16 protein-coding genes are annotated in these 15742 nt (G+C 66.3%); 6 read left to right on the top strand and 10 right to left on the bottom strand.

Annotation, left to right across the window (positions count from 1 at the left end; translation table 11 throughout):
* Positions 1-204: 204 nt before the first annotated feature.
* Positions 205-1104: an AraC family transcriptional regulator gene (locus CXY91_RS13770; protein ID WP_100961990.1), complete on the bottom strand. Its 900-nt coding sequence runs from the start codon at positions 1102-1104 to the stop codon at positions 205-207.
* A 300-nt stretch (positions 1105-1404) separates the two neighbouring features.
* Here CXY91_RS13770 and CXY91_RS13765 point away from each other — a divergent pair, with 300 nt between their 5' ends.
* Positions 1405-1791, top strand: coding sequence for an Atu4866 domain-containing protein (locus CXY91_RS13765; RefSeq protein ID WP_091835864.1), 387 nt, complete (start codon positions 1405-1407; stop codon positions 1789-1791).
* Between the two features lie 39 nt (positions 1792-1830).
* Here the strand turns inward: CXY91_RS13765 and CXY91_RS13760 are convergent, their stop codons facing one another.
* The gene (locus CXY91_RS13760) at positions 1831-2442 is read right to left on the bottom strand and encodes an NAD(P)-dependent oxidoreductase (protein ID WP_100961989.1); all 612 of its coding nucleotides are present in this window, start codon (positions 2440-2442) and stop codon (positions 1831-1833) included.
* A gap of 118 nt (positions 2443-2560) precedes the next feature.
* On the opposite strand from CXY91_RS13760, the gene CXY91_RS13755 reads away from it, so the two are divergent.
* On the top strand, positions 2561-2932 hold the full coding sequence (locus CXY91_RS13755) for a winged helix-turn-helix transcriptional regulator (RefSeq protein ID WP_100961988.1): 372 nt from the start codon (positions 2561-2563) through the stop codon (positions 2930-2932).
* Here the strand turns inward: CXY91_RS13755 and ligD are convergent, their stop codons facing one another.
* From ligD to CXY91_RS13740, 3 genes are read right to left on the bottom strand one after another with little or no spacing between them, the layout of a single operon-like run.
* Positions 2933-5479: a DNA ligase D gene (gene ligD, locus CXY91_RS13750; RefSeq protein ID WP_100961987.1), complete on the bottom strand. Its 2547-nt coding sequence runs from the start codon at positions 5477-5479 to the stop codon at positions 2933-2935. It abuts the gene before it with no gap.
* An 18-nt stretch (positions 5480-5497) separates the two neighbouring features.
* A complete protein-coding gene (gene ku / locus CXY91_RS13745; protein WP_100961986.1) occupies positions 5498-6376 on the bottom strand; it encodes a non-homologous end joining protein Ku in 879 nt (292 codons plus the stop codon).
* A complete protein-coding gene (locus tag CXY91_RS13740; RefSeq protein WP_091835880.1) occupies positions 6376-6618 on the bottom strand; it encodes a hypothetical protein in 243 nt (80 codons plus the stop codon). Before CXY91_RS13740 ends, ku begins: the two co-directional genes overlap by 1 nt.
* Positions 6619-6873: 255 nt before the next feature.
* Between CXY91_RS13740 and rpsO the strand changes: the two genes are divergently transcribed.
* The 3 genes from rpsO (at position 6874) to CXY91_RS13725 (ending at position 10358) form a co-directional block, all read left to right on the top strand.
* A complete protein-coding gene (gene rpsO, locus CXY91_RS13735; RefSeq protein ID WP_091836097.1) occupies positions 6874-7143 on the top strand; it encodes a 30S ribosomal protein S15 in 270 nt (89 codons plus the stop codon).
* Positions 7144-7425: 282 nt separating this feature from the next.
* Positions 7426-9597 carry a polyribonucleotide nucleotidyltransferase gene (pnp, locus tag CXY91_RS13730; protein ID WP_091835883.1) on the top strand — a complete coding sequence of 724 codons (2172 nt, stop codon included), beginning with the start codon at positions 7426-7428 and terminating at the stop codon, positions 9595-9597.
* 128 nt (positions 9598-9725) lie between these two features.
* Positions 9726-10358: a pyridoxamine 5'-phosphate oxidase family protein gene (locus CXY91_RS13725; RefSeq protein WP_100961985.1), complete on the top strand. Its 633-nt coding sequence runs from the start codon at positions 9726-9728 to the stop codon at positions 10356-10358.
* A gap of 134 nt (positions 10359-10492) precedes the next feature.
* Here CXY91_RS13725 and CXY91_RS13720 read toward each other — a convergent pair whose 3' ends face one another.
* On the bottom strand, positions 10493-12124 hold the full coding sequence (locus tag CXY91_RS13720; protein WP_100961984.1) for an HAL/PAL/TAL family ammonia-lyase: 1632 nt from the start codon (positions 12122-12124) through the stop codon (positions 10493-10495).
* Positions 12125-12307: 183 nt separating this feature from the next.
* Between CXY91_RS13720 and hemA the strand changes: the two genes are divergently transcribed.
* On the top strand, positions 12308-13519 hold the full coding sequence (gene hemA, locus CXY91_RS13715; RefSeq protein WP_100961983.1) for a 5-aminolevulinate synthase: 1212 nt from the start codon (positions 12308-12310) through the stop codon (positions 13517-13519).
* A gap of 18 nt (positions 13520-13537) precedes the next feature.
* Here hemA and CXY91_RS13710 read toward each other — a convergent pair whose 3' ends face one another.
* From CXY91_RS13710 to CXY91_RS13695, 4 genes are all read right to left on the bottom strand, one after another.
* Positions 13538-14536: an adenosine kinase gene (locus CXY91_RS13710; RefSeq protein ID WP_100961982.1), complete on the bottom strand. Its 999-nt coding sequence runs from the start codon at positions 14534-14536 to the stop codon at positions 13538-13540.
* A gap of 56 nt (positions 14537-14592) precedes the next feature.
* A complete protein-coding gene (locus tag CXY91_RS13705; protein WP_091835899.1) occupies positions 14593-14967 on the bottom strand; it encodes a helix-turn-helix domain-containing protein in 375 nt (124 codons plus the stop codon).
* A complete protein-coding gene (locus tag CXY91_RS13700) occupies positions 14967-15524 on the bottom strand; it encodes a Smr/MutS family protein (RefSeq protein ID WP_100961981.1) in 558 nt (185 codons plus the stop codon). The genes CXY91_RS13705 and CXY91_RS13700 overlap by 1 nt, the downstream gene beginning before the upstream one ends.
* Positions 15525-15527: 3 nt before the next feature.
* Positions 15528-15742 (bottom strand): 3D domain-containing protein (locus tag CXY91_RS13695; protein ID WP_248307485.1); only part of this gene is annotated, 215 nt, incomplete at its 5' end.

Genomic DNA, 15742 nt, shown 5'->3' with positions numbered 1-15742 from the left:
TGCGCCAGCTCGCCGAAGCCGCCTTCGCCCAGAGCAAGGCCGCTGCGCCCCAGCCCCGGAAGGCCGCGAACGGACGCGCCAGCGATGCGGGATGGGAGGAATTCTAGAGCATTCTCGAGCGAGGTGGATACCGGCTCGCGTGAAGAAAATGCGATAAAACAAAGACCTGGAGCATTTCCGCGATTCGGAGAAGCACGAAATGCTCTAGGCGGCGTCAGCCGCCGAGGCACCGCGCAGGCGCGCGACATCACGCAGCGGCGGAGCGCCGAACAGGCGGCTATATTCCCGGCTGAACTGCGAGGGGCTCTCATAGCCTACTTGGAATCCGGCCGAGGCAGCGTCATGCGCCCTGGCCAGGATCAGCCGGCGGGCTTCCTGCAATCTGAGCTGCTTCTGGTACTGCAGCGGGCTCATTGCCGTTACCGCCTTGAAATGCTGGTGCAGCGCCGAAGGGCTCATCCGCGCCTCCGCCGCGACGATTTCGACGCTGAAGGGGCTGCGGTAATTGCGCTTGATCCAGGCGATGGCGCGGTTGACCTGCTGCAGCTTGCTCTCCGCCACGGCGACCTGGCGCAGGCGCGCCGCCTGCTCTCCGGTGAGCAGGCGATAGAGGATTTCGCGCTCGACCAGCGGCGCCAGCACCGCAATGTCTGCGGGAGCCTCCAGTAGGCTGGTCAGCCTGATCACGGCGTCGCGCAAGGCTGGAGTCATCGGTCCGACTGTCAGGCCCGGACCGGATGACAATTCCCGCTCGGTCAGCGGCGGCGCTTCCAGCATCAGAGCGCCGATGGCGGCCGGATCCAGCTCGAGCTTGACGCAGAGATAGGGCTCTTCCGGCGTCGCCTCGATCACCTGGCCGATGACCGGCAGGTCGAGCGAGACGACGAGGCAATGGGCGGCGTCGTAGCGATAGATCTGGTCGCCCAGAATCACCTGCTTGGCGCCTTGGGCGATGATGCAAAGCGCCGGCTCGTGCAGGCCATGCATCGGCTCGCTGGGTTGCGAGAGACGGACGACCTTCAAGCGTGGGACCGCGGTCTGGTGGACGCCGTCGCTCGGCGCAAAGCGCGCGATCAACCTGGCGAGTTCCTCGACCTGGGACATGTGCCGACCTCCTGGCAGGTCGCTGGAAGACGGCCCAGCTGCCTGGAGTTCCATATAAGGAATTGATTGTGCTTTGCCATGGGTGGGCTGCAGCGCTGGAGGATCAGGCAATGATCGCGGCGGATCGGTCTACCGCTCCAGCCTCGCTCCGGTGCATTATCCCGCCATACCGGCAGCGTCGTCGACCAACGGACCCAGGAGCGGAACGCCCTGGCGCCCCGAGCCGCCCGCTACTGACATATTCCTGTCAAAGGCGGCGCTATCCGCACCGCCCAACAACCTGAACGAAAGGAGATCATCATGCCCTTCAACCAGGTCTTCCAGTCGCTTGGCGCGATCGCGTCGATCATCGTGCCGGCCAAGCCGTCGGTTCGTCCGCTCGAGATCGATCTCGAGCTTCCGGAGCCGCTGACCAAGGCCGAACTCGCCGTGCTCGGCCGCTGGGTCAGCGAGGATGGCGCCATCCGGCTCGATCTTCGTCCCAATGGCCGCTTCGGCAAGCAGCGCGACCAGGCACCGGGTCATGGCGGCCGCTACGAGGTCGATGCGTCGCAGCTCTATTTCGAGAGCGACGCCGGCCATGTCTGGAGCGGCGAACTGCGCCGCGGCCAGCTCGCCTTCGGCGAGAAGCGTTTCCGCCGGATTTTGCAGCTGGATCCGGCCAGACTGATGCAATCTGGCCGGTAACGGCGCCCATGCTGAGAGGGGACGCTAGCAGGTCCCGTCTCAGTAGCCGACGGTAAAGCGCCGGCGCGAATGCGCCGGCTTTTCCAGCTCGTCGACCAAGGCAATGGCATAGTCCTCGGCCGAGATCCGGCTCTGGCCGTTATCGTCGACCAGGAGCTGGTCCTTGCCGAGGCGGAACTTGCCGGTGCGCTCGCCCGGCTCGATCAGGGCGGAGGGCGAGAGGAAGGTCCAGTCGAGATCGCTCTCGCCCTTCAGCTGATCGAGATAGGCGCCGCCCTTCCTGGCCTCGTCGAGATAGAGTGCCGGGAATTCCTTGGTGTCGAACAGCTTGACGCCCGGCGCGACCTCGAGGCTGCCGGCGCCGCCGACGACGAGATAGCGCTTCACGCCGGACTGCTTGACCGCCGCGAGCAGAACCGCCGGATCACTGGCGGTGTAGTGCACCGAGCTGATCGCCGCGTCATGGCCAGCGAGCAACGCAGCGAGCCCGTTCTTGTCGTAGACATCGCCCTTCGTCGCCACGATGCCCGCGCCTTGCGGCACCTTTTCGGGATTGCGGACGATGGCGGTAACCTGATGGCCGCGGCTGGTCAGCTCGGCGAGCAGGCGCGAGCCGATGAAGCCGGTGGCGCCGATGAGAGCAATCTTCATGGTGATCTTCCCTGGTATCCGTTGGGAACCTACATCCCGATGGACACCAGATGGCAGCCATGCGACTTTCTCTCAAGAAGGCACTTTCACGCCACAAGGTCACCTGCCGGAAACCGCCATGCTTCATCGCCCCGACGCCTTCAACGCCCGCTGCCCAACGCGGCGGGTGCTCGACCGCATCGGCGACAAATGGGCGGTTCTGGTGTTGATCCTGCTCGAGCAGGAGACGTTGCGCTTCAACGAGTTGCGTCGGCGGATCGACTCGATCTCACAGAAGATGCTGTCGCAGACGCTGAAGAGCCTAGAGCGCGACGGGCTGATCTCGCGTCGCGCCTTCGCGACAGTGCCTGTCACGGTCGAGTATTCGCTGACACCGCTCGGGCGCACGCTCGCCGGTACGGTCGCAGCACTGACGCAATGGGCGGAGGCTCATATCGGCGAGGTCGAGGAAGCGCAGCGCCGCTATGATCGCGGCGAGATCGCCGCCTGATCAGCGCTTCAGTGCTCGCTTCGGCTTGAAGAAAGCGGCCCAGGCGTCGTCAGGCGGTCCCTTCTTCGTGACCTCCGGCGCCTTGTAGGCATCGGGCGCCAGATCCTTCTCCAGCAGCTCCCAGGCGACCGGCATGGCCACCGCGGCGCCGGGCCGCGCCCTTGTCGAGAACGGCGCGATCGCGGTCGAGCCGCGGCCATTCCTGAGATAGTCGATGAAGATGCGGCCCTTGCGCGCCTTTTTCGAGAGCGTGGCGGTGTAGAGCTTCGGCTCGGCCTGCTCCATCGCCTTGGCGAAGTCGCGGGCGAAGCCCTTGACCGCGTCCCAATCCGCTTTCGGCGTCAGCGGCAGGACGACATGGAAGCCCTTGCCGCCGGAGGTCTTGAGAAAGCTCTCGAAGCCGAGCTCGTCGAGGCGCTCGCGTACGGTGAGCGCCGCCTCGCGCACACGCTCCATCGGCACGCCCTTGTCGGGATCGAGATCGAATATGATCTGGTCCGGCATCTCGACCGCATCGATTTTTGCGCCCCAGACGTGGACTTCGACGGTGCCGAGCTGGACGAGCGCCGCGAGCCCGTCGAAATCGCGGATGAACAGAAGCTCCTCGCCATCCTTGTCCTTCATGCGCGCCACCGCCTTATGCAGGCCGGCGCCAGCGTGCTTCTGGAAGAAGACCTGCCCGCCGACGCCATCGGGCGCCCGCAACAGGCTGAGGGGGCGGTCCACCACGAAAGGTGCCATGCGCTCCCAGACGCGGGCGTAGTAGTCGAGCAGATCCTGCTTGCTGAAACCGATGTCGGGCCAGAGCAGCTTGTCGGGATTGCTCAGCGTCACGGTCGTCTCCGGGCCGGCCTTGCGGCTGGTCTTCGTCGCACGCTGGGCCTTCTTCGCTTCGGCCTTGACCGGCTTCTCCGCGACGACTTCATCGGCCGGCTTGTCCTCGCGCAGGCCGAGGAAAGCCGAGTGCCGGAGCGTCTTCGAGGCCGTCCAGGAACCGAAAGCGATCTCTGCCACGAGTTCGGGCTTCACCCAGACGATACCACGCTCACGTCCGGCTTCGCCGCGGAATGGCGAGGCTTTTGCGGCGATGGCGTCGAGCGTCTTCTTCAACGCGGCTGCGGAGTTGCGGGTAAAGCCGGTGCCGACGCGGCCCGCGGGCTTCAGTTCGCCATCCTCGTGATAGCCGAGAACGAGGGAGCCGAGCTGATTGCGCGAGGCTTTCGACGGCACATAGCCGGCGATGACGAATTCCTGGCGCTGCGTACATTTCGACTTGATCCAGTCGCGCCCGCGGCCGCTGCGATAGGGCGCTTCGGCGCGCTTGGAGATCACGCCCTCCAGTCCCATGCGGCAGGCGTGGCGCAGCATGGTCTGGCCCGGCTCGAGGAAATGCTCGGAATAACGCAGCGGCGAGTCCACGTCGGCGACCTTGAGCAGCTCTTCCAGCTGCTCCTTGCGGGCGAGCAGCGGCTCGGTTTGCAGGTTTGCGCCATCGAGATGGAGCAAGTCGAAGGCGAAGAAAACCAGGTTCGCAGTCTTCCCCTCCGACAGCGCGGCCTGAAGCGCGGAAAAGGAGGAGATGCCATTTTCGCCCAACGCCACGACCTCGCCGTCGATCAACGCGGTCTCGCAAGGCAGCGCAGCCAGTGCATCGGCGATGCGCTCGCCAAAGCGCTCGGTCCAGTCGAGCCCGGAGCGGGTGAGCAGCTTGACCTTGCCGGCGGAGATGCGCGCCTGCAGGCGATAGCCGTCGAACTTGACCTCATGCAGCCAGGCGTCGCCGGCCGGGGGCTTGTCCTGCAAGGTCGCGAGACAGGGCTCGACGAAACGCGGTAGCGACTCACCATCGGCGTTCTGTGAGCGGCGGGCCGCCTTGGCCTTCGCTGGTTTTGCCGTGGCGGTCTTGGCCTTTGCGCCCTTGGGCTTGCGCCCCTTCGCGGGCTTCTCATCGGTCGACCAGACGTCGCCTACGGGATCCTCGCCGACTTCCTCGACGCTGCGGCCGGATTTCACCGAATCAGGCGCGGTCTCGAGGATGTCCTCGTCGTCGCGGGCAAAATCGTCGTCGACCTTGATCAGCAGCCAGTTGTCGCGCTTCTCGCCACGCCGTGGCTTCAACCTGACCAGATGCCAGCGGCCACCGAGCTTGTGGCCTTCGAGCGTGAAGGCGAGGTGACCCTTCTCCATGCCGCGGACAGGGTCGCCTTCCGGGATCCATTTGCCCTCGTCCCAGATGACGACCGAGCCGGCACCGTACTCGCCTTCCGGAATCGTGCCCTCAAAAGCGCCGTATTCGAGCGGGTGGTCCTCGACATGGACGGCGAGGCGCTTCTCGGCCGGATCGAGGCTCGGCCCGCGCGTCACCGCCCAGGACCAGAGCACGCCGTCATGCTCGAGCCTGAGATCGTAGTGGAGACGGCGCGCGGCGTGCTTGTGTATGACGAAGGCGCCGCCGCTCCGGGCTGCCTTGCGGCGGCTGGCAGCCCCTTTAGGCTCACGTGTGCGGGAGAAATCACGCTTCGAACGGTAGAGGTCGAGATTGGCCATGGCGCCCTCCGACGCGCGTCAGGCGCTTTTTTTGGCCTTGCCGGCAGCGGTCTTCTTCGTCGGCTTGCGCGCGCTCGCCGATTTCCTTTCGCGAGCCGCCGACTTGCCGGGCGAACCGCTTTCCTCGCCAAGGCTCTTCTTCAGCGCCTCGAACAGATTGACGACGTTGGAGGGGCGCTCGGCCGGCTTCGCCACCGGCGGCTTCTTGCCCTTGCGCTTGGCCGCGATCAGCTCGAGCAGCGCCTCCTCGTACCGGTCCTCGAAGCCGCTCGGATCGAACTTCGCCTGCTTCTTCTCGATGATGTGCGTGGCGAGCTCGACCAGTTCCTCGTCGAGCTTGCCCTTGCTCAGCCCGTCGAAGACCTCGTCCGGCTGGCGCACGGTCTTGTCGTAGCGCAGCGTGGTCAGCAGCAGTCCCTTGTCGAAGGGCTCGATCATCACCGGACGCTCGCGGCGATAGAGCACGATGCGCGCGATGCCGGCCTTCTTCTGCTTCGCCATGGCCTCGCGGATCACGGCAAAGGCTTCCTCCGAAACCTCGTCGGAGGGGCTGAGATAATAGGGCTGGTCGAAATAGATCTGCGGGATCGCGGCGCGGTCGACGAATTGCTCGATCGAGAGTGTGTGCGAGCTCTCGATCTGGACCGCATCGATCTCGTCTTCCTCGATCAGCAGGTATTCATCGCCGCCGATCTCGTAGCCCTTGACCTCGTCGTCGGTATCGACCGGCTTGCCGCTGACGCTATCGATATATTGGCGCCTGACCGTGTTGCCGGTCTTGCGGTTGATGACGCGGAAGGACACCTTCTCGCTATGGTCAGTCGCCGAGGTCAATTCGACGGCGCAGGAGACCAGCGAGAGCTTGAGATAGCCCTTCCAGGCCGGCCGGGGCGCCATCAGGCCGCCCTCAGCTTGGGCGGGGCGGGCAAGGCCGGCGGCAGGCCGCGCAGCCAGGCTTCGGCCCTGACAATCTCGTCGCGGGTCACGATCGGCACCGGATCCGAGAGGATTGCGAGCAGGACCTCGCGGTCGAGCTGACCATTGGCGATCACGTCGCGGAGCGCGTCGCGGGTCTCGCGCTCTGCCCGAAGCTGGGCTCCGAGCGCGGCGATGAGGCGGTCCTTCGGCATGGCGGGCATGATACGCTGCTCCCGGGTTTGGAAACTTGCGGCAAGTCAACCTGCGGAACCAACAGAGGTTCCGAGAGCTGCGCTTTCCCCGTGCTGCGCTGCAGCACCCTAGCGTTTCCCTGGATTTCGTGTATATGCCCGGGCAACCGGCCCGACAGCCGGCTGCGCATTCCTTCCGCGATGAAGCGGATGCGGGCTTCGGACCTTGCTGGACGACATCCCGGCCTGGCCCGCCAGATCAACACCGAACCAAAGGACATCACGATGTCGATCACTGCCGAGCGCAAGACCGCGCTCATCAAGGAACATGCCACCAAGCCGAACGACACCGGCTCGCCGGAAGTCCAGGTCGCGATCCTCACCGAGCGCATCAACAACCTGACCGGCCACTTCAAGTCCCACACCAAGGACAACCATTCGCGTCGCGGCCTGCTCAAGCTGGTCTCGCAGCGCCGCTCCCTGCTCGACTACCTCAAGGGCAAGGAAGAGGCGCGCTACAAGACGCTGATCGAGAAGCTCGGCATCCGCCGCTGATCGAGACGGAATTCCGCCCGGTGCCTCGCTGCTCCGGGCGGTTCTGCTAGGGGCCAATTGATCGGCCTCAATCCGGGAGCGCCGCAATGACGCGACCTCCCATTCCAGTGCGGCAACCGCATGGGGCGGCTTCCCGCATGATCCGCCGGCGTCAGCGACGCTCATGGCAGGATCGCCGAGCGCCCGGGCGCGCTTCCTGCAAGCACCTCCCGGACGTTTAGCCGTCTTGCCCATGGGCACGATCGACGCCGGACGGATCGCATCCGACCGAAAGAAAACTCTATGTTCGATGTACAGACCGAAGAGCTGATCTGGGGCGGGCGCAAGCTCGTGCTCGAAACCGGCAAGATCGCCCGCCAGGCCGATGCCGCCGTGCTCGCCACCTATGGCGAGACCGTGGTGCTCGCGACCGTCGTCTCCGCCAAGTCGCCCAAGCCCGGGATCGACTTCTTCCCGCTGACCGTGAACTACCAGGAAAAGACCTTCGCCGCCGGCCGCATTCCCGGCGGCTATTTCAAGCGCGAGGGACGCCCGACCGAGAAGGAGACGCTGGTTTCGCGCCTGATCGACCGGCCGATCCGCCCGCTCTTCGTCGAAGGCTATCGCAACGAGACGCAGGTCGTCTGCACCGTGCTGCAGCATGACCTCGAGAACGACCCCGACATCGTCGCCATGGTTGCGGCCTCCGCCGCGCTGACGCTCTCCGGCGTGCCGTTCATGGGCCCGGTCGGCGCTGCCCGCGTCGGCTATTTCGACGGCGCCTACAAGCTCAACCCGCTGGTCGACGAGATCAAGGAATCGCAGCTCGACCTCGTCGTTGCCGGCACGCCCGACGCCGTGCTGATGGTCGAGTCGGAGGCCAAGCAGCTCTCCGAGGAGGTCATGCTCGGCGCCGTGATGTTCGGCCACAAGCACTTCCAGCCGGTGATCGACGCGATCATCCGCCTGGCCGAGAAGGCCGCCAAGGAGCCGCGCGACTACGTGCCGGCCGACAATTCGGTCGTGCTCGAGGCCGTACTGAAGCTGGTCGATGCGGATATCCGCGCCGCCTACAAGATCACCACCAAGGCCGAGCGCTACAAGGCGCTGGACGCCGCCAAGGCCAAGGTTCAGGCGCTCGTCTCCGAGACGCCGGACGGCAAGACCACCTTCACCAAGGAACAGGTCGCCGGCCAGTTCAAGGAAGCCCAGGCCAAGGTGGTGCGCTGGACCATTCTCGACGACGGCGTCCGCATCGACGGCCGCGACCTGAAGACGGTCCGCAAGATCGTCTCGGAAGCCGGCATCCTGCCGCGCACCCACGGTTCGGCGCTGTTCACCCGCGGCGAGACCCAGGCGCTGGTCGTGACCACGCTGGGCACCGGCGACGACGAGCAGTTCATCGACTCGCTGGAAGGCACCTACAAGGAGACCTTCCTGCTGCACTACAACTTCCCCCCCTATTCGGTGGGTGAAGCCGGCCGCATGGGTTCGCCCGGCCGCCGCGAAATCGGCCATGGCAAGCTCGCCTGGCGCGCCATTCGCCCGATGCTGCCGGCGAAGTCGGAATTCCCCTACACGATCCGCGTCGTCTCGGAGATCACCGAGTCGAACGGTTCATCCTCGATGGCCACCGTCTGCGGCACCTCGCTGGCGCTGATGGATGCCGGCGTGCCGCTGAAGGCACCGGTCGCGGGCATCGCCATGGGCCTGATCCTGGAAGGCGAGCGCTTCGCGGTGCTCTCCGACATCCTCGGCGACGAGGACCATCTCGGCGACATGGACTTCAAGGTCGCCGGCACCGCCGAGGGCATCACCTCGCTGCAGATGGACATCAAGATCGCCGGCATCACCGAGGAGATCATGAAGGTCGCCCTCGACCAGGCCAAGGGCGGTCGCGATCACATCCTCGGCGAGATGAACAAGGCGCTGTCGGCCTCGCGTGGCCAGCTCGGCGAGTATGCGCCGCGCATCGAGACGATGAAGATCCCGGTCGACAAGATCCGCGAAGTCATCGGTTCGGGCGGCAAGGTCATTCGCGAGATCGTCGAGAAGACCGGCGCCAAGGTCAACATCGAGGACGACGGCACCATCAAGATCGCCTCGGCCGACGGCAAGTCGATCGAAGCGGCGATCAAGTGGATCAAGTCGATCGTCTCCGAAGCCGAGCCGGGCATGATCTATGACGGCACCGTCGTGAAGGTCATGGAGTTCGGCGCCTTCGTGAATTTCTTCGGCGCCAAGGACGGTCTCGTCCACATCTCGGAGCTGGCCCCGCGCCGGGTCCAGAAGGTGCAAGACGTCGTCAAGGAAGGCGACAAGGTCAAGGTCAAGTTCCTCGGCATGGACGAGCGCGGCAAGGTGCGCCTGTCGATGAAGGTGGTCGACCAGACCACCGGCGAGGACATCACCGAGAAGCTGAAGGCGGAGCGCGAGGCCGAGAAGTCCCGCGAGCGCCAGGGCGCCGAGGACTGATCCGCGATCTGCGTTTCACGTGAATCAGACGCCCCGCACCTGATGGTGCGGGGCGTTTTCTTTTGGGGTCCCTCTGGTGCGAGGCAGCGAAGTCGAATAGTCTAGACTTATTGTCTTCGGAGGCTGGCATGACCGCCCATCGCATAACGTCGCTTGATCAGCTCGCCGTGGTTTATCCAAATCCGGTCGCACCGGCCTCGGTCATCAAGGAGATCGATCACATCGACGCCAACTACGGCGCGCTGATCGCGGCGTCGCCGTTTTTCGTGCTCGCGACCAATGGTCCGGAGGGGCTGGATTGCTCACCGCGCGGGGATCAGCCGGGCTTTGTCACCGTGAGCGACGCGAAAACGCTGCTGATTCCGGACAGAAGAGGCAATAACAGATTGGATTCATTGAAGAATCTTCTGTCCGACAATCGAATCGGAATGCTCTTTCTGATCCCCGGTTACGGCGAAACCCTGCGTGTGAACGGCACCGCGGTGCTCTCGACCGATCCGGGGCTGTGTGCGCGCTTCGAGATGGCTGGCAAGCTGCCGGCCTGCGTGATCGTGGTCACGGTCGAGGCCGCCTATTTCCAGTGCTCGCGAGCGGTGGTGCGGGCCGATCTCTGGAACCCCGCGGCGCAAGTCGACAAGCGCTCGCTGCCGAGCGCCGGCACGATCCTGCGCGACATCTCGGCGCGAGCGGCGACGGAAGCGTTCGACGGTGAGGCCTATGACAAGGCGCTGCCGGAGCGGGTCAGGGCGACGCTGTACTGATGGGCGTCTGACAAGCTCAGCCGTCATGCTCGCCCTTGTGGCGAGCATCCACGTCTTGAACACCGCCCTGCCCAAAGGAAGACGTGGATGGCCGGGACAAGCCCGACCATGACGAGGAAGGCGACGCTTCCGCCTTACTCCAAGGCCCCCACAGCCGCCTCGACCGCCTCGACGATTGCGCCCGAGCGGATCAGAGCCGTCGCCTGGTTCATCTCGGCGGCGTACCAGCGATCGCCGTCGAGCGCCGGCGGGATCGTCTCGCGCAGGGCGTCGAGCGCCGCCTGCGTGCCCTTTCCGAGCGGATGGGCCTTGGCGGTCTCGGCGATCAGCGAGAGCGCCTGGCAGGCCATCAGGATCTCGGCCGCGATGATCATCTCGACATTCTCGACGATCGTGCGCGCCTTGCGGCCGCACCAGGTCGAGTTCGAGACATGGTCCTCGGCATTGGACTTGCCGGGGATCGAATCGACCGAGCCGGGCGAGGACAGCGTGCGGTTCTCCATCACCAGCGCCGACATCGAGCACTGCACGGTGGCAAAACCGGTGTTGAGGCCGCGCTTGCCGGCGAGCAGGTTGCGCGGCAGGCCGTAGCTCAGGGTCGGGTCGACCAGGCGGGCGAGACGGCGCTCGCAGATCGAGCCCAGGTCGGTCATGGCGATGGCGAGCAGGTCCATCGCCTGCGCGACATACTGGCCGTGGAAATGGCCGCCGGAGATGACGCGGTAGCCGTCATCCTCGGGGAAGATGAGCGGGTTGTCGGTCGCCGAATTGGTCTCGGTCGCGATGATCCTGCTGACATAGTCGAGCGCCTCGCGGGCTGGGCCATGCACCTGCGGGGCGCAGCGCAGCGAATAGACGTCTTGCACGCGCGGCGCCGGCGGCTTGCCGGGCGTGCGGCCGATTTCGTCGGGATAGATCGTCTCGCGGGCCGAGGCCGAGCAGCGCTTCGAACCCTGCGTGATCTTGAGCAGGTTGCGCGCGACCAGGGCCTGGCCGGGATGCGGGCGGGCGGCATGGACGCGCGGATCGAAGGCGGCAAGCTCCCCGCGCATCGCTTCGAGCGAAAGCGCGAGGCCGATATCGGCGGCCTTGATCAGCCGCTTGGCGTCCTCGGTCGCGAGCACGCCGAGTGCCAGCGACACCGTCGAGCCGTTGATCAGGGCCGAGGCATCCTTGGCGCCGAGCTTGAAGTCGGGCTCGAGCCCGGCCTTGGCCAGCGCGTCGCGGGCCTTCATCCGCTTGCCCTTGTAGACCGCCTCCGCCTCCTCGAAGCCGCAGACCGCGGCCGACATATGGGCGAGCGGGGCAAGGTCGCCGGAGGCGCCGACCGAGCCCTTCTGCGGGATCACCGGGTGGATGCCGGCATTGAGGCAGGCGAGCAGGCGCTCGACCAGGGCGACCTGCGGGCCGGAATAGTTGGAGGCGAAGGCGTTGGCGCGCAGCAGCATGGTGGCGCGCGTGACATCCTCCGCGAAGGGCTCGCCGATGCCGGTGGCGTGGGCGTAGACGCTCTTGCGCTGATACTCGGTCATCTCCGACATCAGCACGCGCTGGTCCTTGAACAGGCCGACGCCGGTGTTGAAGGAGTACATGAACGGGGCTTCGTCGTTCATGAAATTGGCGTCGATATGGGCGCGCGTCGCCGCGATCGCCTCGCGGGCCGATTTGGCCAAGGTCGCCTTCTCATAGCGGCCGGCGGCGCCAGGCCGGGCCACGCGCAGCACCTGCCTGCCCTTCAGGGTTCGTCCGTCGATCGTTACCGCCATGGCCTGGTCCTCGTCAGCTTTGCCGACGATCTAAAGGGCGAGCGCGTCAAAGGGAAAGGCCCATTCCCTGCCGGAAGCGAAAAGGACCTTGCACGATGCGACGCGGCCTTGCTGCGGCGCGACATCGGCGCGCCTTTACCCTGTGCCTGGAATCCCTCAAAGGTGGCGCCAGGAGGCTCCCCAATGGATTTCGAGGCCTTTTTCCGCAGCGAGCTCGACGCCCTCAAGGCCGAGGGCCGCTACCGCGTCTTCGCCGATCTCGAGCGCCGCGCCGGCCGCTTCCCGCGCGCCGCCTTCCATGGTCCGAACGGGTCGCGCGAGGTCACCGTCTGGTGCTCGAACGATTATCTCGGCATGGGCCAGCACCCCGCCGTGCTCGCCGCGATGCGCGAAGCGCTCGATGCCTGCGGCGCAGGCGCAGGCGGCACGCGCAACATCGCCGGCACAAACCACTACCATGTCCTGCTGGAGCGCGAGCTTGCCGACCTGCACGGCAAGGAGGCGGCGCTGCTGTTCAACTCCGGCTACATGTCGAACTGGGCCTCGCTCTCGACGCTGGCCGCGCGCATTCCCGGCTGCGTCGTGCTGACCGACGCCGCCAACCATGCCTCGATGATCGAGGGCATCCGGCATTCGCGCGCCGAGAAGCTGATCTTCGCCCATAACGACGCGCAGGATCTGCGCCGCAAGCTGCAGGCGATCGATCCGGCACGGCCGAAGCTGATCGCTTTCGAATCGGTCTATTCGATGGATGGCGACATCGCGCCGGTCGCCGAATTCTGCGATCTCGCCGAGGAATTCGGCGCGCTGACCTATATCGACGAGGTCCATGCCGTCGGGCTCTACGGCGCCCGCGGCGGCGGCGTCAGCGAGCGCGACGGGCTGACCCACCGGCTCGACTTGATCGAGGGCACGCTGGCGAAATCCTTCGGCGTGATGGGCGGCTATGTCACCGGCTCTGCAGAGCTGTGCGACTTCATCCGCAGCTTCGCCTCGGGCTTCATCTTCTCGAGCTCGCTGCCGCCGGCGCTCGCCGCGGGCGCGCTGGCCGCGATCCGGCATCTCAAGACGAGCTCGTCCGAGCGCGAGGGCCAGCAGGACCGTGTCCGCAAGCTGCGCGGGCAGCTTGACCGGGCCGGCATCCCGCATCTCAGCAATCCCAGCCATATCGTGCCGGTGATGGTCGGCGATGCCGCCCTGTGCAAGCGGATCAGTGACGAGTTGCTGGAGCGCTTTGCGATCTACGTCCAGCCGATCAACTACCCGACCGTGGCGCGCGGCACCGAACGCCTGCGGATCACGCCGACGCCGCTGCATTCGGACGAGGACATCGCCACCCTGGTCGGCGCGCTCAGCGAGATCTGGAGCGCGACGGGGCTGCGGCGGGCGGCCTGAGCCGCCCGCCCTCACATATCAGAGCAAACCGTTATTGCCGGCGAGCGTCTTCAGGTTGACGTCCGGGCGCGCGCCGACATGGCTGATGACCTCGGCGGCGGCAAGCGCACCGAGCCGCAGGCAGTCGCGCGCTTCGCGGCCCGAGGTCAGGCCATGCAGGAAGCCCGCGGCGAAGAGATCGCCGGCGCCGGTCGCATCGACGACCCGCTCGATCGGGAAGACCGGCTCGGCCACGACGCCGTCCGGCGTCAGCGCCAGCGCGCCGTTCTCCGAGCGGGTGATAACAGCGAGGATGTTCTCCGCCCGCATCGCTGCGAGCGCCGTGTCAAAGTCCGCGCTCTGGTAGAGGCTCTTCAGCTCGTGCTCGTTGGCGAAGACGAGGTCGACCAGGCCATTGCGGATCAGGCCGAGGAATTCGTCGCGGTAGCGATCGACGCAGAAGGAGTCGGACAAGGTGATGGCGACGCGGCCGCCGGCCTTGTGGGCAAGCTCCGACGCCTTGCGGAAGGCGTCCTTGGCCGCCGGCGGATCCCAGAGATAGCCTTCGAGATAGACGATGTCGGCGTTCTCGACAGTGGCCGGGTCGACATCGGCCGGCGACAGGCCCTGGCAGGCGCCGAGATAGGTGTTCATCGTGCGCTCGCCATCGGGGGTGACGATGATGAAGGAGCGTGCCGTCGCCGGGCCGTCGGTCGCCGCGGCGGTGTCGAAGGCAACCCCGAGCGAGGTCAGGTCGTGACGGTAGAGCTTGCCGAGCTCGTCGGCCTTGACCTTGCCGATGAAGGCGCCCTTGCCGCCGAAGGAAGCGAGGCCGGCGATGGTGTTGGCGGCCGAGCCACCCGAGACCACCTTGCCCGGGCCCATCGCGCCGTAGAGCAGCTCGGCCCGCGGCTCGTCGATCAGCGCCATCGAGCCTTTGACCAGCTCGTACTTCATCAGGAAGTCTTCCTCCGCCGAAGCGAAGACGTCGACGATGGCGTTGCCCAAGGCGAGCACGTCGTAGCGCTTGGAGGTCATTGAACGATCCGTGATGGCGGGAGGATGGCGGCGTGTTGCATTGCCGGCAGGTCAGGTCAAGCGCTTCCGCGCCTGCGCGCTGCACTGTCGAGGATCGAGGTCAGTGCCGCCAGGTCCGACGGGCCGAGCCATTGTACCTCATGGGCGAGGCGATTGGCGAACAGGGTCGCTTCCGGTTCGAGGCCGGCGGTGTCGATGACGATGCGCGGGTGAGACAGTTCGGCGAGGCGGATCAATTCGTCGGCCTCGTCCCAGATCACGCCGAGATGATGGATTGCGCTCTGGATCAGGGTGAAGGTTGGCTGGCCGCGCTTGCCGTGCTCCAGCGCCGACAGATAGGCCGGGGTGACGCCGAGCGCCTGCGCCATCTGCGCCAGCGTGACGCCGCGGGCGGCACGCAGTTCACGGACGCGGCGGCCGAACGGCGTCATCAGTCGACCTCCCGGCTGCGACGCAGGCGGATATAGAGCGCGCCTGCGCCGCCATGGCGCTGCTCGGCCTCGTCGAAGCCGAGCACCAGCGGGCGCAGGTCAGGAAGGCGCAGCCAATGCGGCACGTTGCGGCGCAGGATGCCCCTCTCCTCGCCATAAGGCACCTCGCCGGCTATGCCCTTGCCGGTCACCACCAGCACAAGCCTGGCGCCGCGCTGCTGCTGCAGGCGCAGGAAGCCGCGCAAGGCCGAATGCGCCTCGTCCTGGCGCAGGCCGTGAAGGTCGATGACAGCCTCGACGCCCTGCTGGCCGCGGCGCAATTGCGTGCGCAGGCGCCGGTCCAGCGGAACCAGGGGCGGCGGTGCCGGCTTGGCGGGCCGGGCTGGTGTCAACATGGCTGGAGGCGAGACGTTGTCCGCAATCGGAGCGGGTTCGGGCCGTGCTGCTTCCGGTTCAGGCTCGACCGGTGCACGGCCGGCCAGCGGCTTCACCGTGCGCGCAACCTGGCGCCAGAGCGCGAGTTCCGCCTCGGACAGAAGCTTGCCGCGCCGGCGCATGGCTCAGCGCGGCCAAAGCACGATGAAATCGACAGGATGCCGGATCAGACCGGCGCGATGTCCCGCTTGCGCTCCGGAGCCGACGAAGAGATCGATCCGCGCCGGCCCGACGATCGCGGTGCCCGTATCCTGCGCCAGCATGAGCCGGGAGAGTTTCTCGCTGCCACCCTTGCCGTCGGGGATCTCGGTCTCGATCCAGGCCAGCATGCCATAAGGCC

It is taken from the genome of Allobosea sp. FBZP-16, from assembly GCF_002831785.1.
Lineage (GTDB): Bacteria > Pseudomonadota > Alphaproteobacteria > Rhizobiales > Beijerinckiaceae > Allobosea > Allobosea lupini.
Note: the sequence above shows the minus strand (reverse complement) of the source record. Positions and strands in the feature narration are given on the sequence as shown.